This is a genomic window from Cryptosporangium arvum DSM 44712 (assembly GCF_000585375.1).
In the GTDB taxonomy this organism is placed as follows: Bacteria; Actinomycetota; Actinomycetes; order Mycobacteriales; family Cryptosporangiaceae; genus Cryptosporangium; species Cryptosporangium arvum.
In genome coordinates this window covers 9,111,319-9,136,586 of the sequence record NZ_KK073874.1, presented here as the reverse complement: position 1 = coordinate 9,136,586, position 25,268 = coordinate 9,111,319, and the positions used below count along the sequence as shown (strand labels likewise).

Below are 25,268 nucleotides of genomic sequence, written 5' to 3'. Positions count from 1 at the left end.
TCAGTGATCCGACCAGACCGAGTGGACGGCCATCGCCACGTCGGCGGCCTGGGCGCGGCCGGCGCGCGCCGACGGCGGTCGGCGAGCCGGATCGAGCACGTTGCGGCCGAACGCGGCCCGCGCCGCCTGATTCGGCGTGACCACGGCGACGCGGGCCGAGTCGCCGAGGTGCGCGACCTGCGTCGAGACGCCCGGCATCGGCCCGCCGCCGCGGGGCAGCGGCGCGAGCACGACGATCCGATCGCACCCGGACGCGAGATCGACGTTCGCGGTCGACCGGACCCCGCCGTCGATGTACTGCCGGCCGTTCACGGTCACCGGAGGCCAGACGCCGGGCACCGCGCAGCTCGCCGACACGGCGTCCACCAGCGACACGCCGCTGTTCCGGTCGAACGGGGCGAGCTCACCGGTGACGGCGTCCACCGCCGTCAGCACGAGCCGACGATCGGGCCAGTCGTGCACCGGGAGCCGGGAGGCGATCACCTGGCGGCGCTCGTCCTCCGGCACGGTGCGGGTGCGCCGGGCCAGCGCGCCGACCCGGGCCCGGAACCGTTCCGGGCTCCGGCTGGTCACCGCGGCGAATCCCCAGCGCAGGAGCGTCGTCGTACCCATCCGGGCGGGGATCTCGCTACCGCTGGGCTCCAGCTGGTTCTGGTAGAGCTCCTCGATGTCGGCGCCGGTCGCGACGACCGTCCCCACCACCGAGCCGGCCGAGGTGCCGACGATCAGATCTGCCGTGGTCAGGTCGACTCCGGCGTCGAGCAGCCCGGCCAGTAGCCCGATTTCCCAGGCTATGCCGGTGACTCCGCCCCCGCCGAGTACCAGTGCACTCCCCGTCATTCTGTGAATTCTGGTCACATCTGCGGGTCCGTGGGCACGGAATGTGCGGTCCGGCCGTCAGGTGATGCGAACGTCCGTGGCGCCGCGAGCGGTGGCGACGTTCCCGGCCTCCTCGTCGATCGCGGACCGCGCGGCCGGCGGGAGCGGGCGGAACGCCTCGAGCGTGATCGTGAGGCGCTTGCCCGCGAGCTTCGGACGCCAGGTGCCGGCGATCTCCCCGTCGACCAGGATCGCGCCCGGGTTCCCGATCGGCCGCCAGAGCGCCTTCTGCTCGGCCTTCTCCGGCACGAGCAGGTTCCGGTTACGGGTCTGCAGGTACGGATCGCTCGGCGGCAGCAGCCGCACCGGGTCGGGTGCGGCGGGATCGCGCAGCGCGGACTCGGCGTCGGCGGGAATCCAGAACCCGGCCTTCCCGTCCACCCGCACCTCGAGCAGATCCCCGGGCCAGTCCTCGGCGACCCTGGCCTTGCTCGCCGAGAAGTAGGCCGCCACTTCGGCCTGCGTGCCGGGCCCGTGCAGCCGTAGATACGCCGACGCGGGCAGCGGCGCATCGGCGTCTCCGGGGTCCGGCACCCGGCCGGCGATCGGCGACACGATCAGCGGTGTGGTGCCGGGCTCGATCCGGATGCCGCCGGCCAGACCGGCGACGCGGATCAGTTGGTCGCTCAGGTGATCGACCTGGCACCCGGGACAGTAGGAGGCCAGCTCCGGCCGGCGCGCGGTCAGCGCCGTGCTCATCGCGCCCTTGCTGATCGGCGCGGTGACGACCTCACGCAGCGCCGAGGCGGTGGCGCGCACGGCGTCGAGATCGTCGCCGGGGATCCTCGCCGTGGACGCGCCGACCCGCGCTTTCGCGTCCGCCTCGTCGCGGGGGAACAGGGCGGCGGCGAGCGGGGGCAGGTCGGCCGCGCGGTGCACGAACGGCGCACCGCGCGCGCCCCACACGGTCACCAGTGAGTCGTCGTCCTCGAGCGAGGGCAGCCGCGCCGCGAACGCCACCCGGGCCGAACCCGGCGGCGTGTCGGCCACTCCGAGGTCGAGCACGGCCAGCCGCGTGATCTCCGGTTCGGACCGGTCGAGCTGCTGTGCCCCCACCCGGTAGGCGAGCACCTGGTGCCGGTCGACCTCGATTGCTGCTCCCATGGCGCCCAGGTTTCCCCATCCGTGCGAGTGACGTTGACGTGTTTGGAGCCTGTACCTACGGTGTCCCCGTGTCGAGTGCCCCGCTCTCGGTCGACCCGTCGGAGAGCCCTGTTACGCCCGCCGATCCTGACCTGCGCGTACGCCTCCTCGAGACCTTCCGCTGGATCGACCCCGGCGACTGGTGCGACCACCTGCTCACCGACCGGTCCGGGTGGTGGCGCGATCCGGTCATCCTCGACCGGATCGGCCCCGCGCTCGCCGCGCTCTCACCCGCGCTGCCGACCGTGGTCGCCGCTCCGGCCACCAGCGGTTTCCTGCTGGGGCCGCTCGTCGCTCGCTCGATCGGCGTCGGGTTCGTCGAGGCCTACCGCGACCTGAGCGGTGCCGAGCTCGCCGACGAGCTGATCACCCGCGCCGGTGGCCCGGGGCACGACGGCCGGCCGGTGATGCTCGGTGTGCGGGCCCGCCACCTCGGTCCGGACGATGCCGTGCTCGTCGTCGACGACTGGGTGGAGACCGGTGCCCAGCTCTCGGCGCTGGCCGAGATCGTGACCGCGGCCGGTGCGCGGTATCTCGGTGCGGCGGTCATCGTGGACGGTGCGCAGCCGGCCGTCCGTGAGCGGCTGCACGTCCGCGGACTGGTACGAGAGGTCGAGCTAGACCATCACCGTGGGTCGTAAAGCGTCATCAAACGGTCATACCTCCCTCGGTCGAACGGGCGAGACCAGCGAGCACACGGCCGGTTCTCGTCGTGGCGACGCGTCGAGTGGCAACCGAACGGGCATCCTATGGAAGGTCCGTGCGCAGACGCGCCACGCTGTGCTGTCAGGGGTGGGCCCGTCGATGCCAACGAACCCGCACCTCGGGGATCCGGTGGTGTCACCACGCACCGGAATAGTCGGCGCATGCCTGTTGGCGCTCGCGATCGCGGCGTTCGACGTCGCGATGCCGGGTCTGCAGTTCGTCGGGCTGCTCGTCGCGCCGCCGTTCCTCGCAGCCGCGCTGGCGTCGTACCGGGCCACGTTCGCGGTCGGAGCCCTCTGCTTCGTACTGGGGGCGGCACTGGGCATGGTGGACGGCGAGGCGTTCGCACCCCAGCAGGTACTGCGGCTGGCCGCGATCCTCGTCTTCACCGCGCTCGCGGCCTGGCTGTCGATGCTCGGCGACCGCACGTCCAAGCGAGTGGCGACGCTCAGCAAGTTGGCCGCGGTGGCCCAGCAGGCCGTGCTGCGTCCGATCGGGCCGCGGATCGGAACGATGTCGGTCGCGGTGCGGTACGTGTCGGCGAACGCGGAGGCGGACATCGGTGGTGACCTCTACGAGGCGATGAGCACGCCGTACGGCACCCGGGTGCTGATCGGGGACGTGCGTGGGAAGGGGCTGGAAGCGGTCCGGCTCGCCAGCAGCGTGCTCGGGTCCTACCGGCACGTCGCGCACGAGCGGGTCGACCTGCGGGCGATCGTGGCCGACCTGGACCGTGCGGTGGCGCGCTCGGTCGGCTACGAGGACTTCGTCACCGCGTGCCTGATCGAGGAGCGCGGCGGAACCCTGACCGTGCTCAACTGCGGGCATCCGGCGCCGCTGCTGCTGCGCCGGGGCGACGTGATCGCGCTGGAGCCGCCGTCGCCGGCTCCGCCGCTCGGGTTCCTGCCGGTGGTGCGGCCGCGGGTCGAGCGGCTGGAGCCGGGGGACCGGTTGTTGCTGTTCACCGATGGGCTGGCCGAGGCGCGGAGGAACGGTGAGTTCTTCCCGATCCGGGAGCGCGCCTGGCGCATCGCCGGGCACGGCACCGTCGAGGACGGGCTCACCTCGCTCGTCAACGCGTTGCGCGGCTGGGTGCACGGGGTGCTCGACGACGACATCGCGCTGATCCTGCTCGAGTACACCGGCTCCGAGCGCAAGCCCGAGACCTCGAACGCCGCGGCTCGACCGGCCTGGGAGTGGGACCCGATCTCCGGCGATTAGTTGCTGGCGCGGAGCGCTCGACGTCGGCCACTAAGTCGCATTTGTCGGACGTCGATGGGGCGGGGACCGTCACCTCTCGCCAATTTGTTGACGGCTCACGCATGTGAGCCCGCTCATACTCATGCGCGCGAGCATTACCGACCGGTAACATGGCGAATGTTACTGGGCGGTATACCGATGGGTACAGCGGGCTCGTCATGGTGGCGGGCCAGTCTGCACGGGGAGGACCCGCGATGAGCCACTACAAAGCCAACCTGCGCGATCTCGAGTTCAACCTCTTCGAGGTCTTCGGCGCCGGTGATCGCCTGGGCAACGGCCCGTTCGACGCGATCGACGAGGAGACCGCGCGCGCGTTCCTCACCCAGATGGTCGAGCTGGCCGAAGGACCGCTGGCCGAGTCCTTCGTCGACGCCGACCGCAACCCGCCGGTGTTCGACCCGGCCACGAACTCGGTGACGCTGCCCGAGTCGTTCCGGAAGTCGTACCGGGCGCTGCAGGACTCCGAGGCCTGGCAGCTCGACGTGCTCCCGGAGATCGGCGGCATCCGCAGCCCGCGCCAGCTGGTGTGGGCGATCTCCGAGCTGGTACTCGGCTCGAACCCGGCCCTGCACATGTACGCCAGCGGTTACGCGTTCGCCGGCGTGTTCTACAAGCTCGGCACCGAGCAGCAGAAGACCTGGGCCAAGCTGTTCGTCGAGAAGCACTGGGGCTCCACGATGGTGCTCACCGAGCCGGACGCCGGTTCGGACGTCGGTGCCGGCCGCACCCGCGCGATCCCGCAGCCCGACGGCACCTGGCACCTCGAGGGCGTCAAGCGCTTCATCACGTCGGCCGAGCACGACATGGCCGACAACATCATCCACTACGTGCTGGCCCGGCCGGTCGGCGTCGAAGGTGCCGGTGGCCCTGGCACCAAGGGCCTGAGCCTGTTCATGGTGCCGAAGTTCCTCTTCGACGACTCCGGTGAGCTGGGCGAGCGCAACGGCGCCTACGTCACGAACGTCGAGAAGAAAATGGGCCTGAAGGTCTCCACGACCTGCGAGCTGACGTTCGGCGACAAGCACCCGGCCGTGGGCTACCTGGTCGGCGACGTGCACGACGGCATCCGGCAGATGTTCAACATCATCGAGGCCGCCCGGATGATGGTCGGCACCAAGGCGATCGCGACGCTCTCCACCGGCTACCTCAACGCGTTGGACTACGCCAAGAGCCGCGTGCAGGGCGCCGACCTGACCCGGCAGGGCGACAAGACCGCGCCGCGGGTCACGATCATCCACCACCCCGACGTCCGCCGGAGCCTGCTGCGTCAGAAGTCCTACGCGGAGGGCCTGCGCGCGCTCGTGCATTACACGGCGTCGGTGCAGGACGAGGTGATCCTGGCTCAGTCCTCGGGTGACGCCGCCGCCGCCGAGGCGGCCGCGCGGCTGAACGACCTGCTGCTGCCGATGGTGAAGGGCGGTGGCTCGGAGCGGTCGTACGAGTTGCTCGGCGCCGAGTCGCTGCAGACGTTCGGCGGATCGGGCTTCCTGCAGGACTACCCGATCGAGCAGTACATCCGCGACTCCAAGATCGACACCCTCTACGAGGGCACGACCGCGATCCAGGGCCAGGACTTCTTCTTCCGGAAGATCGTCAAGGACGGCGGCAAGGCGCTCGGCGTGCTGGCCGGCGAGATCGCCGCGTTCATCGAGTCGGAGAGCGGCAACGGGCGCCTGAAGAACGAGCGCACGCTGCTCAAGACCGCGCTCGACGACGTGCAGGCGATGGTCGGGTGGAGCGTCACCCAGCTGATGTCGCTGGGCGAGGACCCGTCTTCGGTCTACAAGGTCGGTCTCAACACGACCCGCCTGCTGCTGTCGACGACCGACCTGGTCGTCGGGTGGCTGCTGCTCCGGCAGGCCGAGGTGGCCATCCGGGCGCTCGACGCCGGATCGTCCGACGACTTCTATGTGGGCAAGATCGCCTCGGCCCGGTTCTTCGCCGCGCAGGTGCTCCCGGAGCTGTCGGCCCGGCGCGCTGTGCTCGAAGCGACCACCCTGGACGTGATGGAGGTTCCCGAAAGCGCGTTTTGACACGTGCCTGGCCGTCACCGTTTCGGCATACCGTCGTACCCTGGTTGGAGTAGCGTCGGGCCCGTTCACACGGGTGTGTGATTCGTGTGTCGGGTGGGCCTCTGCCGGGTACGAGGCCCGTGGCGACGCAACCGGGGTGCCGCGTGGCATCCGGCGTACACGACCGGGAGGTCGACATGGGTATCGGCGCGGGGCTCTTCCTCATCGCCCTTGGCGCAATATTCGCCTTTGCCGTCACGGTCGACCTGCAGGGGATCAACCTTCAGGCGGTCGGCTGGATCCTGATGTTCGTCGGCGTCGTCGGGATCTTGATCAGCGTCTTCTACTGGGGTCCGCGTAAGCGCGCGAGCACGACGAACCGGGAGCGGATCTACACCGACGATCCGACTCAGCCGCCGCCTCCGCTGTAAGGCGTCACCAGGAAGCCCCGACCGTTCGCGGTCGGGGCTTCCTCGTTTTCAGGCGTTCACACCCCGGAGCATGAGGACGAGTTCGCTCGGCGCGCCCGGCACCAGGCGGATCGGGATACCCCAGTCCTGCCGGCTCAGGTGGCACGCCGGGTTCGGACCCTCCACATCGCAGCTGGCCGCGTGCGCGATCACCTGCAACACGCCATCGCCCTCTTCGGAGGGCTCGGCCTCGTTCTCGTCACCGGCCAGCGTGATCCGTCGTTCGAGCTCGGTCGTGACGCCCCCGCCCGCGTCGAGCAGCGTGGGCGGGTTCGCCGAGATCTCCAGGCGGGTGGACGGGCCGTAGCGGTCGTCCAGCTTCTGCCCGGCCGGCGGCTCGAACACGATCTCGACCCGGATCGGCCCGGGGCTCAGCTCCACCGGTGGGCGCTTCGTGCGGTGCCGCTGCTGTGCGATCTCCTGGGCGGCGCCCGGTGGCACCGGCCGGGTCACCCGGTGGGCCGCGGATTCCACGACGACGAGCGTGCCGTCGGCGACGACCGCCCCGGACGGCTCGGGCACGTTGGTGGCCAGCGTGGACACCTCGTCGGTGGTCGGGTCGTAGCGTCGGATCGCGTTGTTGTAGGTGTCGCACACCGCGATCGAGCCGTCCGGCAGCACCGCGACGCCGAGCGGGTGCTGGAACAGTGCCTCGTCGGCCTTGCCGTCCATCGCGCCGAAATCGAACAGGCCCTTGCCGACGGCGGTGTGGACCTCGCCGTTCTCGATCCACCGCAGAGCCGAGCTCTCGGAGTCGGCCACCCAGAGCTTCGACGCGTCGGTGGCCAGGCCGGACGGCTGGGCGAACCAGGCCTCGTCCTTCGGGCCGTCCTTGAGCGACTCCACGGTCGTGCCGGCGTAGACGGCGAGGTGGTTCGTCACGGGGTCGAAGGACCAGAGCTGATGGGTGCCGGCCATCGCGACGATGACGCTCTGCTCGTACCAGGCCACGTCCCACGGGGAGCTCAGGCGGGCTTCCCGGGGATCCTCGGGGATGTCCACCGGGTCGCCGGGGGCTCCGCGCCAGATCTCGCCGGTACCGGCGAGAGTCGTGATGCTTCCCGTTTCGAGGGTGAGCGCGCGCAGTTTGTGGTTCACCGTGTCGGCGATGACGACGTCGTAGCCGACGGCCTTCGCGACGTCCTCCGGCAGCACGCAGAGGCCCTGGGGCTCGGAGAACCGCGGGTTCGTACCGTCGTCCGCGCCACGGGTGCCGTCACCGATGCGTCGCAGGACGGTCTCGCCGTCCTGGGCCAGCTCGACGATCGAGTGGTGCGCGGAATCGCTGACCAGGAAGTTGCCGGTGGGCAGGAGCGCGATCTTGCCGGGGAATCGAAGCTCGGTGTCTTCCCGCTTCGTCCGCTCGGGCAGCACGCCGTCGGTGCTCAGCGTGCCCTTCGCGGTGTGCCGCTCGATCAGCTCGCCGATCAGGCGGCGGAGCCCCTCCGCGTGGCCCTCACCGGACATGCTCGCGACCAGATAACCCTCGGGGTCGACGACGGCAAGCGTCGGCCAGGCGCGAGCCGCGTACTGCTGCCAGGTGAGCAGCTCCGGGTCGTCGAGCACCGCGTGCGGGACGTCGTAGCGCTCGATCGCGGCTTTGAGTGCTTCCGGGTCACGCTCGTGCTCGAACTTCGGGGAATGGACGCCGACCACGACCAGTTTGTCGCCGAACTCCTCCTCCAGCGGGCGGAGCTCGTCGATCACGTGCAGGCAGTTGATGCAGCAGAACGTCCAGAAGTCGAGCAGGACGATGCGGCCGCGCAGATCGGCCAGGGACAGGTCGCGGCCGGCGGTGTTCAGCCAGCCGCGACCCTGGAGCTGTGGGGCCCGGACGCGGAACGCTTGATTGGTCACGGGTCCTAGTCTTCTTTACGCAGGCAGAGCACGTATTCGTCCTTGAAGTTGACGAACGCGTCGGTGGTGTCGGGCGGGCAGGAGCCGTCCTCGACGGTCGTCGTGCCGTTGGCGCGGTCGATGATCTTGTAGGAGTCGTCGGTGCCGCAGTCGACCGGGATCGCGCGGTCCTTGTCGCCGGAGGCCTCGCGCTTGATGCATTTGCCGGTCGAGTAGTCGCTGCCGACCACGGCGCTGGCGCCCCAGAGCGCGCCGCCGACGCAGAGGAACAGCACGACGATCGCGGCGACGACGCCGGCCAGGATCGGGCCGCGCTTGTACCAGGGCTTCTTGGGGCCGGCTGGTGCGGCGGGGGTGGGGACGGGCGGTGCGCCCGGGGGGCGTGCGCCGGGAGCGGCGTAGCCCTGCGGGGGCGGACCGTACGCGGTGCTGGGTGGGGGTGTGCCGGTGGCGGCCCAGCCGCCTTGTGCGTTGGGTTGGCCGGGCTGACCTGGCTGCCCGGGTTGTCCCGGGTGACCGGGCTGTCCCGGGTGGCCCGGCTGCGTTCCGGGCTGGCCGGGCTGAGTTCCGGCTTGGCCGGGGTGGGTTCCGGCTTGGCCGGGGTGGGTTCCGGCTTGGCCGAGGTGTGGTTCGGGCTGGCCGGGTTGGGGGGTTGCTTGCCCGGGCTGCGTCGTCTGGCCAGGTTGTGGGAACGAGCTGGGTGGCATGGTGCCGGGTTGGGGGCCGCCGTAGACCGAGCCGGCAGGTTGTTGGTGCGTGCCGGGGGTCGGCGGGGGAGGCGCGGTCGGAGGCGTCACCGGTGGGATCACCGGCGGCCGAGGCCCACCCGAAGTCGGTGCGCCTGCCCCGGGCGGACCGGACACAGGCGGAGCCGAGGTCGGCCGCGAGGTCCCGGCCGGGCTGGACAAAGGCGGCGCTGAGGTCGGTCGCGAGGTCCCAGGCGGGCTGGACACGGGTGGGGCCGAGGTCGGCCGCGAGGTCCCGGGCGGGTTGGACAAAGGCGGCGCTGAGGTCGGTCGCGAGGTCCCAGACGGGCTGGACACGGGTGGTCCGGACACGGGTCGGCTGGACACGGGCGGGGCTGAGGTCGGCCGGGAGGTTCCGGGTGGACCGGACACGGATGGGGTCGCGGGGGTCGTTCCGCTCGGTGCGCCCGAGCTCGGAGCGCCGGAGGTCGGCCGAGCTGCGGCGGGCTCCGACTGCGCGGCGGTGGAGCCGGCGGTCGACGGTCCGGGCGATGGCGGTGCGGCCGGAGGCGCCGATGTCGGAGTGGAGATCTGCACGGTTTCCCGCGAGTCCTGGGCGGGAGGCGGGATCACCTGAGTCGCCTCGGAATCAGCCGGAGTCGAGCCGGTCTGAGCCTGGCCGGCCGAGGTCGAGCCCGTAGGCCCCGCCCCCGAACCTGCGCGGCCCGAATCCGAAGAAGCCGCGCCCACAGTGCCCGGGGCTCCAGTGCCCGGGGCTCCAGTGCCCGGGGCTCCAGCGCCTGAAGTCCCAGCGCCTGAAGTCCCAGCGCCTGAAGTCCCAGCGCCTGAGGTCGCACTGCCCGAGGCCGAAGAGCCCGAAGCGGCAGGGCCCGGAGCCCCAGAGCTCGGAGCCCCGGAGCTGGGCACCCCGGAGCTGGGCACCCCGGAGCTCGGAGCTGCGGAGCCGGGGGCTGCCGAGCCGGGGGCCGTAGAACCGGGAGCGGCAGGGTCTGGGGGCGCGGGGGTCTGGGCCGGCCTCGGCGGGATGACCTGGGTCGCCTCCGGATCGTCCGGCTCGGGCGCAGGAGGCCTCTTAGCCGACGACGGCGCCGCGGGCGTGTCCGAAGCCCCAGGCCCGGACGAGGGCGGCACCTCCGGATCCGGGGACTGCGGCTCAGGCGGGCGAGTGCCCTCGGTCATCGCGCGACTCCTCCACCGGTGCGGATACGGGTCCGAGATTTGGGACGCTATCGGGTCAACCGGTGACAGGGTACGAACACGGCAACTCCTATTACACGTTGGCGTCAAAAACGCCGAAACCCGGTGCCCTCGAGGGGCACCGGGCTCAGGGTCGTGGCGCACTCCCACGACCGGTCGAGACTCGCGTCGGCGGGGTCAAGGCCCGCCGCGCCGACTTAGCTCTGCCGGCTCGCGATCTCGAGGATCTCGTCGCGCATCGTGCCGTCCGGCACCCGTGCCAGAACCCTCTCCAGGGCCCGGGCACGACGGTGCGCAGTGCGCCGCTCACGGAACCGCTGGCTAAACGTGGACACGGTACTACCTTCTTTCCGTCGCTGTTATTAGCTCTACGCCTTCAATAATGCGGCAAGGGGCGCGAATATTCCATCGAACTTACGGTGAGACGCCCCACTGAGGTCTGGTCGTCGAGCTGACACAGCGCGGCGCCCCGCACTCGTCATCGGACGAGAACGGGGCGCCGTGTGGGTTACGCGCTGTGATCTGGGTCGCTACGACCAGGCGAGTGCGGTGCCCTCCGGGTCCTCGAGGAACCGCCCGACGTCGGCCAGGAACTTCGACCCACCCTCGCCGTCGACGATGCGGTGATCGAACGACAGCGCGAGCTGACAGACCGACCGCGGCTTCACGACACCCTTGTGCACCCAGGGGCGCTCGGCGATCTGCCCGACGCAGAGGATCGCGGCCTCGCCCGGGTTGAGGATCGGCGTTCCGGCGTCGACGCCGAAGACCCCGACGTTCGTGATCGTGATCGTGCCTCCGGCCAGGTCGGCCGGGGGAGTGCGACCGGCCTTGGCCACGCTGACCAGTGAATCGAGGGCCGCCGCGAGCTCGGGCAGTCCGAGTCGGCCGGCGTCCTTGATGTTCGGCACCATCAGTCCGCGCGGGGTGGCGGCGGCGATGCCGAGGTTCACGTAGTCCTTGAGCACGATCTCGGCGCCGTCGGGGCCGTCGACCCAGCTGGAGTTCAGCTCCGGGTGGCGCCGGGTCGCCAGGGTCACCGCCTTGGCGACGAGCAGGAGCGGGTTCACGCGGACGTCCGCGAAGCTCCTGTTCGCCCGGAGGCGTTCGACCGCGCGCAGCGTCCTGGTCACGTCGACCGTGAGCCACTCGGTGACGTGCGGCGCGGTGGCCACGCTGTCGACCATCGCCGCCGCGGTCAACTTGCGCACTCCCCGCACCGCGACGCGCTGCTCGCGCACCCCGCCCGGGAACGCGCCCGCCCCGATGCTCTCCACCGACCCCGCACTGCTGCCCGACGCCGCGCCGCTGCCAGGCATCGCGCTGCTGCCAGGCATCGCGCCGCTGTCCGGCGCCGCGCCGCTGTCCGGCACCGCTCCGGCGGAGGTCGGCGAGGCTGGATCGGTGGCTGCCCCGCCGAACGGTGCTGCCCCGCCGATCGGTGCCGCGTCGGGTGACAGCGCCGCCGGAGCACCGGTGGAGGCCCTCACGGCCGCGGCGCGGACGTCGTCGCGGGTGACGGTGCCGTCCGGGCCGGTCGCCGAGATCGTGGCCAGGTCGACGCCGAGGTCGCGGGCCAGTTTGCGCACCGGAGGCTTCGCCCGGGGGCGGGCCGTGATCGTGGGGTGCGCGCGGTGGACCCCACCGGTGGGCAGCGCGGTGACGGTGCCGGCCGCGGTGGCCGCCCGCTCGGCGGCCCGGCCCATCTCGAGACCACCGTGCCGCACCGGTTTCGCCCCGGCGGCGAGCGCGTCGGGGATCGTCGGGAGCAGCGGGAGGGTGTCGTCCGGGGTCGGTTCGGCGCGGTCGCCGCTGAGACCCGAGCCGCTGAGAGAGGTGTTCTCCGACTCGGGTGCGGCGTGCCTGCGCGCCCGTCGCCGTGCCGGCCCACCGCTGCGGGGCCCGTACCCCACGAGCACCGGCGTACGCCCACCCGGCGCCTCGCCACCACCCGACTCACCCGAGCCGCCCCCCTCCGGCTCCCCGCCTCCGGCGGCCCCGCTCCCGACGGTCCCGCTCCCGGCGGTCCTGCCCGCGGCGGTCCCGCCCGCGACAGATTCGCTCCCGGTGGAGCCGCCTCCGCCTGCTGACGCGCTCACCCCAGCGCCACCGGAACCGCTGCCGGCTCCGAGTGGCGCGTCCACCCCGGCGGTTCCGGGAGCGGCGTCGGGCGCGGTGAGCGCAGGCGCGGCTTGATCGGCGTCAGCATGGGCTCCGGGAACCGACGACGGCGGGGAAGCCGCATCGGGGGCGGTGTCGATCGCGATGAGGGGCGAACCGACCTCCACGGTGGTGCCCTCCTCGTGGTGGAGCACGGTCACCACCCCGGCGAACGGCGACGGGATCTCCACCGCGGCCTTCGCGGTCTCCACCTCGACGATCGGCTGGTTCAGCGTGACCGTGTCCCCCGCAGCCACCAGCCAGCGCAGGATCTCCCCCTCGGTGAGCCCTTCGCCGAGGTCAGGCAGGTCGAACGTGCGAATGTCCGCCATACCGTCTCCTCAGAACTCGAACGAGCGGTCGACCGCGTCGAGAACCCGGTCGAGGTCGGGCAGGTAGTCGTCTTCCAGGCGAGACGGCGGGTACGGCGTGTCGTACCCCGTCACTCGCAACACCGGAGCCTCCAGCGCGTAGAAGCACCGCTCGGTGACCCGCGCCGCGATCTCCGACCCGAGCCCGAGCGTGAACGGCGCCTCGTGCACCACGATCAGCCGTCCGGTGCGCTCCACCGACGCGTACACCGGCTCCAGATCGAGCGGGGACAGCGTCCGCAGATCGATGACCTCGAGGTCACGTCCGTCCTCCACCGCCGCGTCCGCACTCTCGAGCAACGTGCGCACCATCGGCCCGTACCCCACGAGCGTGGCGTCGGTACCCGGTCGCACCACCCGGGTCGAGTGCAGCGGGTACCAGTCGGACCGCGGCGCCTCGTCGGGAACCTCGCCCTTCTCCCAGTAGCGCCGCTTCGGCTCGAAGAAGATCACCGGGTCGTCGGATGCGACCGCCTGCTGGATCATCGTGTAACCGTCGGCCGGGTTCGAGCAGGTCACGACCTTCAGCCCGGCGGTGTGGACGAAGTAGGCCTCGGGCGACTCGCTGTGGTGCTCGACCGCGCCGATTCCGCCACCGAACGGGATCCGGACGACGACCGGCAGCTTCACCTGGCCCTGCGAGCGGTAGTGGATCTTCGCGAGCTGGCTGACGATCTGGTCGTAGGCCGGGTACACGAACCCGTCGAACTGAATTTCGCAGATCGGTCGGTAACCCCGCATAGCGAGCCCGATCGCCGTTCCGATAATGCCCGATTCCGCCAGCGGTGTATCGATTACTCGATGCTCTCCGAAGTCTTTCTGAAGACCGTCGGTCACTCGGAAAACGCCTCCGAGCCGTCCGACGTCCTCTCCCATGATCAGCGTTTTCGAATCGGTGTCCAGTGCGCTGCGCAGCCCGGCGTTCAATGCCCTGGCCAGCGTCATCGACGTCATCGACGGCTCCCTTCCCGGCCGGGGACGGTACTCCGCCCGACTTCGTCGTCAGAAGGTAGGAATTCCGAGTGATAGGCCGCGAACGCTTCCTGTTGCTCTTTCAGCACCGAATGTTCACCCGAATAAACGTGGTTGAACAGGTGCGCGGCCTCCGGATCGGGCATTTCCAGGCAGCCGGCGCGCACCCGCGCGGCGAGCGCGTCGGCCTCCGCGTCGACCTCTTCGAAAAACGATTGGTCGACGACCTGCTGGCGGACCAGGAACGAGCGGAGCCGCTCGATCGGGTCCCGTAGCCGCCATTCTTCGAGCTCGGCCGCGATGCGGTAGCGGGTCGGGTCGTCGGACGTGGTGTGCGCGCCCATCCGGTAGGTGAACGCCTCGATGAACGACGGACCCTGACCGCTCCGCGCGTCGTCGAGCGCGCGCCGGGTCACCGCGTAGGTGGCCAGCACGTCGTTGCCGTCGACGCGGACGCCGGGGAAGCCGAAACCCGCCGCTCGCCGGTAGAGCGGGACCCGCGTCTGCCGGTCGGTCGGAGCCGAGATCGCGTACTGGTTGTTCTGGCAGAAGAAGACGACCGGCGCGGCGAACGCGGCGGCCCAGACGAACGCCTCGTTGACGTCGCCCTGGCTGGTCGCACCGTCGCCGAGATAGGCGATCACGGCCTCGCCATCGCCGCCGCCGACCTTGCCGTCCTTCTGGATGCCCATCGCGTAACCGGTGGCGTGCAGGCACTGGGCGCCGATGACGATCGCGTACATCGCGAAGTTGTGCTCGTGCGGGTCGGCTGCGCCGAGGTCGACGCCCCGGAACATGCGCAGCGCGTGCAGCGGGTCGACGCCACGGCACCAGGCGACGCCGTGCTCGCGATAGGTGGGGAAGGCCATGTCCTGCGGGCGGAGGGCTCGACCGGAGCCGATCTGAGCCGCCTCCTGGCCGAGCAGGGAGGCCCAGAGACCGAGTTGACCCTGACGTTGGAGTGCGGTGGCTTCGGCGTCGACGCGCCGGACGAGAACCAGATCGCGGAAGAAGCCGCGGTATTCGGCGTCGGTGAGGTGGACGTCGTAGTCGCTGTCGTGAACGCGTTCGCCCTCTGGGGTGAGCAACTGGACGAAGCCTCGCTCGGCCACGGCGGCCTCGCCGAGTGGTCGGGAAGTTTCGGGGGCGGACTCGGACATGCCGATCTCCTCGCTCGTGCCCTCCGGGGCGGGGTCACCGCACGGAGGTGATCGATACCGATGCCGCTCGCAGGGGTGGCGCGGTCGGCAACGGGCGTTCGGTACGTCGAGGACGTAGGTAGCCCTCGTCGTCAGCATTACCGAACTTCGCGTTGGTGAACAGTGCCGTCCCCCGATCGGGCAGCGGAGCCTGGGCGAACGCCGGGGGTGCCAGGCTCGCCCGGCGGCGGGCGAGCAGCGGACGATGGGACGGTCAGCACGGTTGCCGTCGCCGGCGGGGAGGAGTGGTGATGCGGACGCTGTATCGCCCTTCTCCGCGCCGTCGTCGCGCCCAGTGGGGCGGGGCGGTCGCGCTCTGTGCGCTGGCGACCGGATCCACCGCGGCGCTGCTCGTCGTCGCCAATGCCGGCGTCGACCTGGTGCGCATCACGCCGCTGGAATCCGGGGCCGCGGCGCCCGACCGTGTCGACCGGCTACCGGAAGGCGGAGCGGGCTCGGTGAGGCCGTCGCGTGAATCGGCGTTCGGCTGGTCGGAGCCCGGACCACGCCGGCCACGTGCGACCGGCCCGTCCGCGCCGGCGTCGACGTCGGCGTCGGCCGAACCACGGATCGAACCGACCGGCGAAACGTCGGAGCCGCCCCCGGTCGAGGCCGGAGGCGGGGCGAGCGAGCACGAGGAGTTCTGGAGCATGGACGACACGACACCGAGACCCGGCGAGTCGGGCGCGGTGATGCCGGAGGCCGAGCCGGCGTCCCCTGGGGAGGGGTCGGTACGGCCTACCGACGCCGCGCCTGACTCCGCTGGTACGGCGGACCCCGCCGACGGACGGCGGCCGGCGGTGGGGCGGGTGCGGGTTCGGCCCGGACCGGTGCCGGTCACCCCGTCCGCGTCGCCCACACCTACACCGACGCCGACGCCCACGCCGTCCGGATCCGGTGCGCCCGGGCGCTGATCAGGCCCATGGCGCGCCGAGGATGCGTGGCCGCAGCACGGGCGGGCGGTTGCTCGGCGGTTCGGGTGCCGGCTCCTCGTCGTCGTCCGGCGGCGGGCTCAGCTCCGCGACCAGCTTCTCCAGGTCCTCGGAGACGGACGGGTCCACGAGCATCGCCTGGAGCAGCAGTTGTTGCGCGCGGCTCTGCTGGTCGTGGGTGACCTGATCGACCAGGCCTGCGGGTGCGTGCGCGATCGCCTGGTTGGTTTCCTCGAGGAGCTCCGACTGGACCTCCTCGCGGCCGCGGTGACCGTGTCCGAGGATCTTGACGAACTGGTTCTTCACCGCGGCCCAGCTCTCGGTGCCCGCGGCGGCCACGATCACCGGGCCACCGGAGGCGGCGACGCGATGCAGCGTCGCCATGAGATGCGGGTCCATGAGGTCAACCTTGACCCCGACCGGTGAGCCGGGGCAAGGAGACACTCACGTCCGTTCGACTATCACTCCTGGTAACAGGGGTTAGGAGCGGCCGTGGGCCGTTGCCAGCGCCTCCGCGAACACCTCGGTGGGCTGGGCCCCGGAGACGCCGTACTTCATGTCGAGGACGTAGAACGGCACGCCGCTGATCCCGAGCTCACGTGCCTGGCTCTCGTCGGCGCGCACGGCGTCGGCGTACCGGGTTTTGTCGTTGAGGACCTCTCGAGCCCGGTCCGGGTCGAGCCCGGCGCCTGCGGCGAGCTCGACCAGCGCGTCGACCGTGTGCACGGACTTCGCCTCACCGAAGTGCACGGCGTAGGCGTGGTCGAGCAGTTCCTGCTGATTCCCTTGCTCGGCGGCCCAATGCGCGAGGCGGTGGAAGTCGAACGTGTTGCCGGCGTGCCGACCGTGGTCGTAGGCGAGCCCTTCGGCGGCCGCGGTGTCCTCGAGACGCTTCTCCGCCGCCTCCACCTGGGCCTTCGGCATCCCGAACTTGCCGATGAGCATCTCGGTGACCGGCACGGTCTTGTCGGTCGGATGGCTCGGGTCGAGCTCGAACGAGTGATAGACCACCTCGACGTCGTCGCGGTGCTCGAACGCGGCGAGCGCGTTCTCGAACCGGCGCTTGCCGACGTAGCACCAGGGGCAGCCGATGTCCGACCAGATGTCTACACGCATGACAGCTATAGTTGCCCGTTCAACCACTTATTCCCGGTCAGGCGCTCGTAGCCTTCGACGTACCGGGCCTGGGTGGCCTTGACGATGTCGTCGGGGATCTCCGGTGCGGGCGGCTGCTTGTTCCACCCGGTGCTCGTCGCCCAGTCGCGGACGAACTGCTTGTCGTACGAGCGCTGCGGGCGGCCGGGCTCCCACTCGTCCCGGGGCCAGAAGCGTGACGAGTCCGACGTGAGGACCTCGTCGGCGAGCACGAGCGTTCCGTCGGGTGCCCAGCCGAACTCGACCTTGGTGTCGGCGACGATGATGCCCCGCTCGGCGGCCAGGTCGGCACCGCGCCGGTAGATCTCGAGCGTGAGGTCGCGCAGCCGGTTCGCCTCGTCCGCGCCGACGATGTTCTGGACCTCGTCGAACGAGATCGGCTCGTCGTGGCCCTCGGTCGCCTTCGTGGACGGGGTGAAGATCGGTTCCGGCAGTTTGTCGCCGTCGACCAGGCCGGGCGGCAACTCGATCCCGGACACCGTCCTGGTCTGCTGGTACTCGGTGAGCCCGCCACCGGTGAGGTAGCCCCGGGCGACGCACTCCACCGGAGCCATGCGCAGACGACGGCAGCGGATCGCGCGGCCGGCCCACCGGGTGGGGACGTCAGTGCTGATGACGTGGTTCGGGACCACGTCGTGAAGCTGGTCGAACCACCAGAGCGAGAGCTGGGTGAGGATCGCACCCTTGTCGGGGATCGGCGTGGGGAGCACGACGTCGTAGACCGACACGCGGTCGGACGCCACCAGGATCAGGTCGTCTCCGTCCAGGTAGACGTCCCGAACCTTGCCGGAATGAAGTAGCTCCACGGTCCGTCCCTCTCGTCGCTAGTTGCTCCTTGAGGCTAGTGCAGGACTATAAAAATGGACGTTCATTCATTATTCTGGGTCGGTGCTGGCTACCGGTAGTAGGACCGCGGTTCACGTGGCGCTGTTCCGTGCGCTGGAGTCGGCGCGCCGGGACGGCCTGTTCCACGATTCGTACGCCCGGCTGTTCCTTCCGCGCGGCTACCGAGCGGCGGTGTGGGCGGCCCGGTTCCGGCCCGTCGGGCGGCGGTTGGAGCGCTACATCGACTTCCGGTGGGGCGGCCCGCGCGCGTCCGCGGTGGTTCGGACCCGGTTGATCGACGACTGGGTCGGCGATGCCGTCCGCCGGGGCGCTCGGCAGGCGCTCGTGTTGGGGGCCGGGTTCGACAGCCGCGCGCACCGGCTTCCGGCGCTGGAGTACGTCGACGTGTTCGAGGTCGATCATCCGGCGACCCAGGCGGTGAAGAAGCAGGTCGTGACGGGACACGGGCGGGACGACGTCCGCTTCGTGCCGTTGGATTTCCTTCGCGACTCGTTGGCGGCGGCGCTGGTTTCGGCGGGCTTCTCCTCCTCGGCGCGAACCGTGGTGGTGTGGGAGGGCGTGACGAACTACCTCACCGAGGCGGCCGTCGACGAGATGCTCCGGTACCTCGGCGGGGCGTTGCCTGCGGGTAGCGAGGTGATTTTCACGTACGTCGACCGGGTGGCGCTGGACGCCGGGGTGGCGGATGCCTGGCGCGGGGCGGTCACGGCGGTGGGGGAGCCGTGGACGTTCGGGTTCGATCCGGCTTTGTTGGGGCGGTACTTGGAGGAGCGGGGGTTGTTGCTGGCGGAGGATGTTTCGACGCGGGACGTGGCGCGGTTGTACGGACGGCCGGACACGGCGGCGGAGTTCTACCGGATCGCGCGGGTTCGCGTGAGCGCCGACGATGGGGGCGGCGTTTCGCAGTCGGGCGCGGCCGGAGACGCGGTCGTACCGGCGGGTGTCGCCGAAGGCGGGACTGTGCGGGCGGGTGTCGCCGAGGGCGGGGCTGATGTCGCCGAGGGCGGGGCTGAGGCAGTGGCTGTGCGTGCGGAGGGCGAATCGGCTGTGCGGGCCGACGGGGGTACGGAGAACCGGATCGGGCGGGCGGGTGCGCATGCCGAAGGTGAGTGAGGCGCATCTGCAGGCGCGGCGGCAGCAGATCCTCGACGCGGCGGCCGCGTGCTTCGCGCGGGACGGCTTTCATCGCACGTCGATGCAGGACATCGTGCGGGAGTGCGGGATCAGCGCCGGGCTGGTGTACCGGTACTTCTCCAGCAAGGACGAGATGATCACCGAGATCGTCCGCGAATGGCACGCACACCGCGCTTCGGCGTTGACCTCCGGGGACGGCGCCGGGGCGTATCTGGAACTGCTGCGTGAGATCGGTACGCCGGAAGCGCCGGATGCGCGCCTGGCCCTGCAGGTGTGGGCCGAGTCGGTCCGCTCCGAGGAGTTGCGAGCACTCGCGCGAGACGGGATCGAGCAGGCGTGCGAGGCGGTACGGGGGCAGGTGCCGCCCGGGATGGATCCGGATGCGTTGATCCGCGTCTTCATCGCGGTCTACCAGGGCCTGCTGGTCCAGACGGCGTGGGACGAGCAGCTGGACAACGAGGCTTTTGTCAACGCTGTGGCGGAGATCGTCCGCCGGCTGATGGGGCGGTAGGCGCACGGTGGGGCTGCGCGGCGGTGGGGCTGCGCGGTAGGGCGCTTGTGTCGGGGTGCCGTGAGGTGTGGCGGCAGGCGGAGGCCTTTGCGACCGCCTGGTTGGGCCGGGCGAGATGCCGCGAGGCGGGCGCCCGGTGTTCGGGGCCCGCCTCGTGCGGTTCGGCGCTCGACGAACCTCGGGGGTCAGCGCGTCTGGGCGCGGAGCATCCAGAGGTGCTTCTCCAAGCCCGTGACGATCTGCACGACCAGGTCGTGCGAGACCGCGTCCTTCTCCTCGAGCGTGGGGAGCGTCTCCCGAGCCCGGGCGGCGACCGCGGCCACCTCGTCGGCTACCAGCGCGATCGTTTCCTGGGCGTCGAGCCAACCGGTGCGGAAATCCGCGACCGGTGACTTCGCCACTGCGGCGGGGCGGCCGTCGATGGTGATCTCGAGCGTGACGGCCCGCTCGGCGGCGTCGTCGGAGTAGGTCCTGACGTCGGCGAGGACCTCGTCGAGCTGCTCGTGGACCTGCTTGAAGGTGGCGCCCTGCACGTGCCAGTGCGCCTGCTTCAGGTTGAGCGACAGGGCGATCAGATCGACCGCGACACCTTCGAGGAGGTGACCCACCTCGGAGCGGATGGTTTCGTCCAGGGCGGTGGAACGCGTACCCATATCGAATCCCTCCTAGGGGCGAATATTTCGTGTCCCTAACAGAGGTGACCGGCCTGGAGCTGCGGAAACTGGCTCGAACGTCACACGAAACGAGGCGCGCCCCGGGAATTCAGCGCTGGCCGGGGACTCGGGAATCGTCGTCGGACGGGCCGGAGGACGGGCGGCCGAACGGGTCGTCGCCGTCGTCGGCGGTTGCCCACCAGCGGTCGACCACGTCGGCTGACTCCTTGCGTCGGTTGAAGAACCCGCGCAGGCCCTTGCGCCCGGACTGTTCCGCTTGGTCTTCCCGCAGTGCCTCGGATCCCGAAGAAGGGGCAGTGTCCGGGTCGGGCCGGGACGGATCGGAGCGTCGAGACGGTCGGTCGGCGGGCTCGCGAGTCGACGGGCCGCCGGGGGCGTACCCGTCTGCGGGCGCGTTCGGGCGGGTGCGGGCCCAGACCACCTCGGGGTCGGCTTCGACCTCGGGGCGCGGCGGGGGCGCCGGGGGAAGCTTGGGTCCGCTGCGACGGAGGTGCGGCGACCGCGACGGCCCCCCGTCCTCCGCCGCGCCGGAACGAGCCGTGTCCAGCTCGGCTCCGGCCCGCGCCGCCCGGGCGCCCAACCGCGCAGCAGCCGAGTCCGCGCCCAGCCGACCCGAGGCCGCCCCGTCGCCAGGCCGTGCCGCAGCGGAATCCGCACCGGGCCGCACCGCCGACGGATCCACACCGGGTCGTAGCGCGGACGGATCGCCGGGTCGTAGCGCCGACGGATCCCCGCCGGGACGACCCGGAGACGTCGGGCGCGCGGTCAGCGAGTCGGAACCCGAACGCTCAGGTGAGGAGCCGCCCGGGCGTTGGGTCGGGAAGCCGGCGTTCGGCTGCCCGGACCTCGAAGGAGACGAGATCGGAGTGCCGGGGCGCGGCAGGCCCGGAATCGGCGGGGACCCCACCGGTGGCGGGGGAGTGTTCGCGCCCGGGAACGGACGTAACCCGGGCGCGACCGGAGGCGTCGCCGGGGCCGGGGGGATCGCGCCGCGACGCACGGCGTCGGGGCGCGGCGGCGGAGGGACACTTCCCGCCCATCCCGGCGCGGCCGGCCGCGACGTCTCGGAGCGACCAGCACCGGACAGCGGACGATCAGGCTCGGACAGCGGACGATCGGGCTCGGGCGGCGGTGGGGAAGCCGGGCGGTCGGGATTGCCGGGCGGGGTCGAGTGGGTCATCGCCTGTCCCGTCTCCGGCTCGACGGCGCCGGAAGGTGTCGGGGCGCTCGTCGAGGCCGCCTCGGAGAACATCGTGCTCGGCCGGACGGGCCGGGGACCGACCAGACCGGGCCGCTCAGTGGTCGTGTCCGGCGCCGGGTGGGCGGCCGGGCGCTCGAACGGGTCCGGATAGTTCGACGCCGGCGGGAGCGGCCCCAACCCACTCGGCGCCTCCGCCTCGACGTCCGGGCCGGATTCCGCAGCGGGCGCGGTATCTAAGCCGGTGGAGATGCCGAACTCGAGCAGCGCGTCGCGCACCTGCGCGTAGGCGCTGAGTTCGGCTCGCACCGGACCCAGCACCCGATCGCGGGCAACCGTGGTGACCGCGTCGAGCACGGCCTGCTCGGCCCGGAGACGAGCCTGCCGCGCGCCTCGCCGCGCCACGATCATGCCGACCACGTGCAGGACGGGGCCCAGCACCAGCCCACCGAACAGCAGCGTCAGCGGCACCACCAGGTCGCCGACCTCGAGGGCGTCGCCGACCGCGGCCGCGATGGCCAGCCCCAGCGTCCACGCCAGGCCGCCGAGCAGCGCCAACACCATCAGGTACTGGACCGCCCGGTACCCCCACCACCACAGCGGACGGCGGGCGAGCCCCAGGTCGGCGGTGGCGACCGCCCGATCGAGCGCGTCGGGCAGCTGATCGATCTCGGAGCGGGCCGCGCGGTGCACGAGCCGCGGCCACGGATCGGGCAGCGCCTCGGCTGTCTCGTCGGCGAGGAGGCGGAGCGACTCCTCGACCGCGGGGAGCTGCACCGGGTGCAGCACGGCCGGCCGCGCGGTCGTGCGGCGTCGCGTCTTGGTGGCGTTCTCACGCAGCGGTGCCAGCGGATCGGACTTCGTCCGGCCGAACCAGTGGATCAACGGCCAGCCGAAGCTGCGGCTCGCGGTGAACTTGAAGCCCCGCTCGACCGCCTCGCCGACGGCACCGACGCCTGCGGCCTCGGCCAGCGTCGTGTACAGGCGCTTGGCCGCGGCACGGTCGACGCCTTCGCGAACCTCCGGCCCGGCCAGCGGCGCGAGTTCGTCGGCCACGGTGTCGAGGTCGGCGGCGAGCCGACGCACCGCGGCCTGGCGGGACGACACGGTGGCGGTGATGCGGTCTTTCAGCTCGGGCATGCCGTCGCCGCGCAGCGCCGAGAGCGGCACCAGCGGCACACCGCGCAGCCCGTCGGCGTCGAGCAGCCTGCGGACGTCGGCCAGGCACGCCTCGGTCTCCGCGCTGCTGAGCATGTCGACCTGGTTGAGCACCACGAGCGTGACACCGGCGTGCCGGGACAGGCGGCGCAGGTACCGCGAGTGCACGGCCTCGTCCGCGTACTTCTGCGGATCGAGAACCCAGACCAGCAGATCGACGAGCTCCACCAGCCGGTCGACCTCGAGGCGGTGGGCCAGCTGGGTGGAGTCGTGGTCGGGCAGGTCGAGCAGGACCAGGCCGCGGAGCTCGGCCTGGGAATCGGCGTCGAGCGCGCTCTCCCGGCCGGTGCGGTTGTCGTACGGGATGCTCAACCAGTCGAGCAGCGGGCCGGCGCCGTCGGGCCCCCAGACGCAGGCGTGGGGCGCGTTCGTCACCGGACGGCGGACGCCGACCTCGGACAGGTCGAGGCCGGCGAGCGCGTTGTAGATCGACGACTTGCCGCTGCCGGTGGCCCCGGCGAGCGCGACGACCGTGTGGGCCGGGGAGAGCGACATCCGCTCGGTGATCTGGCGGGTGACATCGCGGGCGGACCTTAACGCGTTGTCGTCCACGCGGCTGTCGACCACGCCCATCACGCGCTCGAGCGACGTCAGGCGCGCGGCGATCGAGGGCAGCTCGTCCGCGGCGGACGGTCGGCTCATCACGATCCCTTCGGCGAGTCGTCGGGCTCCGGTGTGTCGTCGGGGTCGACGTTAGCCGCCGTCGGCACGGCCGGTGCCCTGTCCACAGGCTCGGCTGGGTTTTCGGTCATTTCGGCGGATGCTTCGCTACTCGTCGCGTCTGAGGAGTCGCTCGCGGTGTCGTCGGGCGCCGGTCGTAGGTCGAACGTCGTCGAGGGACGCAGCGCGGCCGCTACCGCCTGCAACGTCTCCGTCGACGGGAGCTCTGACAGATCCCGCGCGGCCGGGCTCGGATTCGGGCGCAGATCGAGCGTGGACGGATCGGCGAAGAGCTGATCGACGACCGAGCGGTTGCGGTCGATGGCCCGGGCGGCATCCCGGAGCCGGTCGGCCAGCCCGATCGGCGGGTCGAGCTCGTCGAGGCGCGCGGCGAACCGGTGCTGTTCCGACGCCAGCGCGGTGGCCAGCCGGTCGAGCAGATCGGCGCGCGCGGTCCGCCCGGCCGCCCGCACGCCCTCGTCCTCGAAGACCTCGGCCAGCAGCTCGGCCGAGAGCGTCACGGTGCCGCCGGCCACGTCCACTTCCCGCCCGACCGGCAGCGTGCCGTCCTGCAGAGCGGCGGAGACGACGACCGGCACCACCCCGGCCCGCATGCTCCCGTCGGCGCGGGCGATCGACGCGTCCACGCCGTCGAGCCACGCCCTGGTGGCGTCCTCGGCCTTCTTCGCGGCCTCCGCGGACGCACGCTCGGTGACCGCTTCGGCGGCGGCCGCCCCGCCGGGATTCGTCCGCCACGCGGCGACCAGCTCGGCCGCCGCCTCGTCGGCGACCGACGTGAAGAGGCGGACGACCCCGCCGACCAGCCCCGCCCTGATCCGGGCCGCCCGGATCGAGGCCTGGCCGCTCAGCACACCGCTCTTGCTGCCCGACCGCGCGTCGAGGATCGCGGCCAGACCGCCGTTGCCGGCGTACTCCTGCCAGCGGCCGACGACGTCGCCCCGGAACAGGACCCCATCTTCCACCGACGCACGCAACCGGGCCTCGGCCGCCGCGTAGGCCTGGCCGATCTGCCCCCGCAACGTCGTGACGGCACCCTGCTGGGCCTTGGTGGCGTCGGCCACCGTGTCGACCCGGTCGCGGACCGCCGCGATCGCCCCGGTGAGCGTCTGCCGGACGATCGTCGTGCGCTGCTCCTCCGACGCGCTGATGCGGCCGGTCCACATCCGCAGCGACCGCACGGCCTGCTCCGGTAGCAGGCCGTGCTCCTCTAGAGCGACCTGCTCGATGACGAAGAGCGGCGCGGCGCCGAGCCCCTCGGCGCGCAGCATCTCGCGCAGGTGCGTGCTGACCGTCGCGTGCGCCAGGTGGTTGACCCGGGACAGCACGATCGCGACCGCGGCACCCCTGGCCACCGCGCCGCGGAGCAGGTCCCACGGCACCGCGTCGGCGTAGCGGGCCGCGGTGGTGACGAAGATCCACAGGTCGGCGGCGCCGAGCAGCCGGACGGCCAGCTGCCGGTTCTCGGCCACGACCGAGTCGACGTCGGGCGCGTCGACGAGCGCGAGGCCGGGCGGCACCGCTTCGGTCGACCGGACACGCACCGTGCCCGGTGCGCCGTCCGCCGTGCGGGGCAGCCCCGGGACCGGGCCGCCGGAGACGAACGTGGCGTGGTCGTCGGGATGGCAGACGAGCACGGCCGAGCGCGTGGTGGGACGCAGCACGCCGGCGGGGCTGATCGGTGCGCCCACGAGCGTGTTGAGCAGCGTCGACTTGCCGCCGCCGGTGGAGCCGCCGATCACCAGCACCGGCGGCGTCCCCGGGTGCGAGAGCCGGGGCAGCAGGTAGTCGTCGATCTGGTCGGCCAGGCCGGACGCCACCGCGGCGGCGTCCTCACTGCCGCGCAGCGGCAGCCCGGAACGAACCTCGTCGAGGCCGGCCCGGAGAGCTCGTAACGGCGAGATCAACCGATCCGCGACGCCCCCCGCGGTGGGTACTGCCGGCCACGAGGTGGCATGTACACCCTCGTCGGTCGTCACCCCGAGCCCCG

21 protein-coding genes and 1 pseudogene are annotated in these 25,268 nt (G+C 71.7%); 7 read left to right on the top strand and 15 right to left on the bottom strand.

The window, feature by feature from the left end; genetic code table 11:
• Positions 1-840, bottom strand: a complete 840-nt coding sequence (locus tag CRYAR_RS42120; RefSeq protein ID WP_035859613.1) for a patatin-like phospholipase family protein — start codon at positions 838-840, stop codon at positions 1-3.
• 57 nt (positions 841-897) lie between these two features.
• On the bottom strand, positions 898-1,983 hold the full coding sequence (locus tag CRYAR_RS42115; protein ID WP_035859608.1) for a DNA glycosylase AlkZ-like family protein: 1,086 nt from the start codon (positions 1,981-1,983) through the stop codon (positions 898-900).
• Positions 1,984-2,051: 68 nt separating this feature from the next.
• Here CRYAR_RS42115 and CRYAR_RS42110 point away from each other — a divergent pair, with 68 nt between their 5' ends.
• The 4 genes from CRYAR_RS42110 to CRYAR_RS42095 all read left to right on the top strand — a co-directional run bounded on the left by CRYAR_RS42110 (position 2,052) and on the right by CRYAR_RS42095 (position 6,430).
• The gene (locus CRYAR_RS42110) at positions 2,052-2,663 is read left to right on the top strand and encodes a phosphoribosyltransferase family protein (RefSeq protein WP_084701664.1); all 612 of its coding nucleotides are present in this window, start codon (positions 2,052-2,054) and stop codon (positions 2,661-2,663) included.
• Positions 2,664-2,826: 163 nt separating this feature from the next.
• Positions 2,827-3,948, top strand: a complete 1,122-nt coding sequence (locus CRYAR_RS42105; RefSeq protein ID WP_035870087.1) for a PP2C family protein-serine/threonine phosphatase — start codon at positions 2,827-2,829, stop codon at positions 3,946-3,948.
• 233 nt (positions 3,949-4,181) lie between these two features.
• On the top strand, positions 4,182-6,020 hold the full coding sequence (locus CRYAR_RS42100; RefSeq protein ID WP_035859604.1) for an acyl-CoA dehydrogenase: 1,839 nt from the start codon (positions 4,182-4,184) through the stop codon (positions 6,018-6,020).
• Between the two features lie 176 nt (positions 6,021-6,196).
• The gene (locus CRYAR_RS42095; protein WP_035870084.1) at positions 6,197-6,430 is read left to right on the top strand and encodes a DUF6458 family protein; all 234 of its coding nucleotides are present in this window, start codon (positions 6,197-6,199) and stop codon (positions 6,428-6,430) included.
• A gap of 48 nt (positions 6,431-6,478) precedes the next feature.
• Here the strand turns inward: CRYAR_RS42095 and CRYAR_RS42090 are convergent, their stop codons facing one another.
• The 7 genes and pseudogenes from CRYAR_RS42090 to pdhA all read right to left on the bottom strand — a co-directional run bounded on the left by CRYAR_RS42090 (position 6,479) and on the right by pdhA (position 14,893).
• Positions 6,479-8,326: an NHL domain-containing thioredoxin family protein gene (locus tag CRYAR_RS42090; protein WP_035859600.1), complete on the bottom strand. Its 1,848-nt coding sequence runs from the start codon at positions 8,324-8,326 to the stop codon at positions 6,479-6,481.
• A 5-nt stretch (positions 8,327-8,331) separates the two neighbouring features.
• Positions 8,332-8,601, bottom strand: a complete 270-nt coding sequence (locus tag CRYAR_RS42085) for an LppU/SCO3897 family protein (protein WP_035859593.1) — start codon at positions 8,599-8,601, stop codon at positions 8,332-8,334.
• Positions 8,602-9,661: 1,060 nt separating this feature from the next.
• Positions 9,662-9,970: pseudogene (locus CRYAR_RS51430) on the bottom strand (hypothetical protein); the annotation flags it as partial.
• Positions 9,971-10,427: 457 nt separating this feature from the next.
• Positions 10,428-10,565, bottom strand: a complete 138-nt coding sequence (locus CRYAR_RS48335; RefSeq protein WP_169745163.1) for a hypothetical protein — start codon at positions 10,563-10,565, stop codon at positions 10,428-10,430.
• 195 nt (positions 10,566-10,760) lie between these two features.
• Positions 10,761-12,722 carry a dihydrolipoamide acetyltransferase family protein gene (locus CRYAR_RS50040; protein ID WP_035859587.1) on the bottom strand — a complete coding sequence of 654 codons (1,962 nt, stop codon included), beginning with the start codon at positions 12,720-12,722 and terminating at the stop codon, positions 10,761-10,763.
• 9 nt (positions 12,723-12,731) lie between these two features.
• A complete protein-coding gene (locus CRYAR_RS42070) occupies positions 12,732-13,715 on the bottom strand; it encodes a transketolase C-terminal domain-containing protein (RefSeq protein ID WP_035859583.1) in 984 nt (327 codons plus the stop codon).
• Positions 13,712-14,893, bottom strand: coding sequence for a pyruvate dehydrogenase (acetyl-transferring) E1 component subunit alpha (gene pdhA, locus CRYAR_RS42065; RefSeq protein ID WP_084701662.1), 1,182 nt, complete (start codon positions 14,891-14,893; stop codon positions 13,712-13,714). The genes CRYAR_RS42070 and pdhA overlap by 4 nt, the downstream gene beginning before the upstream one ends.
• 290 nt (positions 14,894-15,183) lie before the next feature.
• Here pdhA and CRYAR_RS44435 point away from each other — a divergent pair, with 290 nt between their 5' ends.
• Positions 15,184-15,846: a hypothetical protein gene (locus CRYAR_RS44435; protein ID WP_157018524.1), complete on the top strand. Its 663-nt coding sequence runs from the start codon at positions 15,184-15,186 to the stop codon at positions 15,844-15,846.
• On the opposite strand, the gene CRYAR_RS42055 is transcribed toward CRYAR_RS44435, so the two are convergent.
• The 3 genes from CRYAR_RS42055 to CRYAR_RS42045 all read right to left on the bottom strand — a co-directional run bounded on the left by CRYAR_RS42055 (position 15,847) and on the right by CRYAR_RS42045 (position 17,825).
• Entirely contained in the window at positions 15,847-16,263 is a 417-nt protein-coding gene (locus tag CRYAR_RS42055; protein ID WP_035859579.1) for a hypothetical protein, read from the bottom strand. It abuts the gene before it with no gap.
• A gap of 81 nt (positions 16,264-16,344) precedes the next feature.
• Positions 16,345-16,980 (bottom strand): DsbA family oxidoreductase, encoded by a 636-nt coding sequence (locus CRYAR_RS42050; protein ID WP_035859574.1) that lies wholly within the window; start codon positions 16,978-16,980, stop codon positions 16,345-16,347.
• Between the two features lie 5 nt (positions 16,981-16,985).
• Positions 16,986-17,825, bottom strand: a complete 840-nt coding sequence (locus CRYAR_RS42045) for a phosphoribosylaminoimidazolesuccinocarboxamide synthase (RefSeq protein ID WP_035859570.1) — start codon at positions 17,823-17,825, stop codon at positions 16,986-16,988.
• Between the two features lie 82 nt (positions 17,826-17,907).
• Between CRYAR_RS42045 and CRYAR_RS42040 the strand changes: the two genes are divergently transcribed.
• Together CRYAR_RS42040 and CRYAR_RS42035 are read left to right on the top strand one after the other, a co-directional pair.
• Positions 17,908-18,978 (top strand): class I SAM-dependent methyltransferase, encoded by a 1,071-nt coding sequence (locus tag CRYAR_RS42040; RefSeq protein ID WP_281174671.1) that lies wholly within the window; start codon positions 17,908-17,910, stop codon positions 18,976-18,978.
• The gene (locus CRYAR_RS42035) at positions 18,962-19,510 is read left to right on the top strand and encodes a TetR family transcriptional regulator (RefSeq protein ID WP_035870076.1); all 549 of its coding nucleotides are present in this window, start codon (positions 18,962-18,964) and stop codon (positions 19,508-19,510) included. Before CRYAR_RS42040 ends, CRYAR_RS42035 begins: the two co-directional genes overlap by 17 nt.
• 185 nt (positions 19,511-19,695) lie before the next feature.
• Here CRYAR_RS42035 and CRYAR_RS42030 read toward each other — a convergent pair whose 3' ends face one another.
• From CRYAR_RS42030 to CRYAR_RS42020, 3 genes are all read right to left on the bottom strand, one after another.
• On the bottom strand, positions 19,696-20,163 hold the full coding sequence (locus tag CRYAR_RS42030; RefSeq protein WP_035859568.1) for a Dps family protein: 468 nt from the start codon (positions 20,161-20,163) through the stop codon (positions 19,696-19,698).
• Between the two features lie 109 nt (positions 20,164-20,272).
• The gene (locus CRYAR_RS44430; protein ID WP_051571808.1) at positions 20,273-23,242 is read right to left on the bottom strand and encodes a GTPase; all 2,970 of its coding nucleotides are present in this window, start codon (positions 23,240-23,242) and stop codon (positions 20,273-20,275) included.
• Positions 23,242-25,257 carry a GTPase family protein gene (locus tag CRYAR_RS42020; RefSeq protein ID WP_169745162.1) on the bottom strand — a complete coding sequence of 672 codons (2,016 nt, stop codon included), beginning with the start codon at positions 25,255-25,257 and terminating at the stop codon, positions 23,242-23,244. The genes CRYAR_RS44430 and CRYAR_RS42020 overlap by 1 nt, the downstream gene beginning before the upstream one ends.
• Between the last annotated feature and the right edge of the window lie 11 nt (positions 25,258-25,268).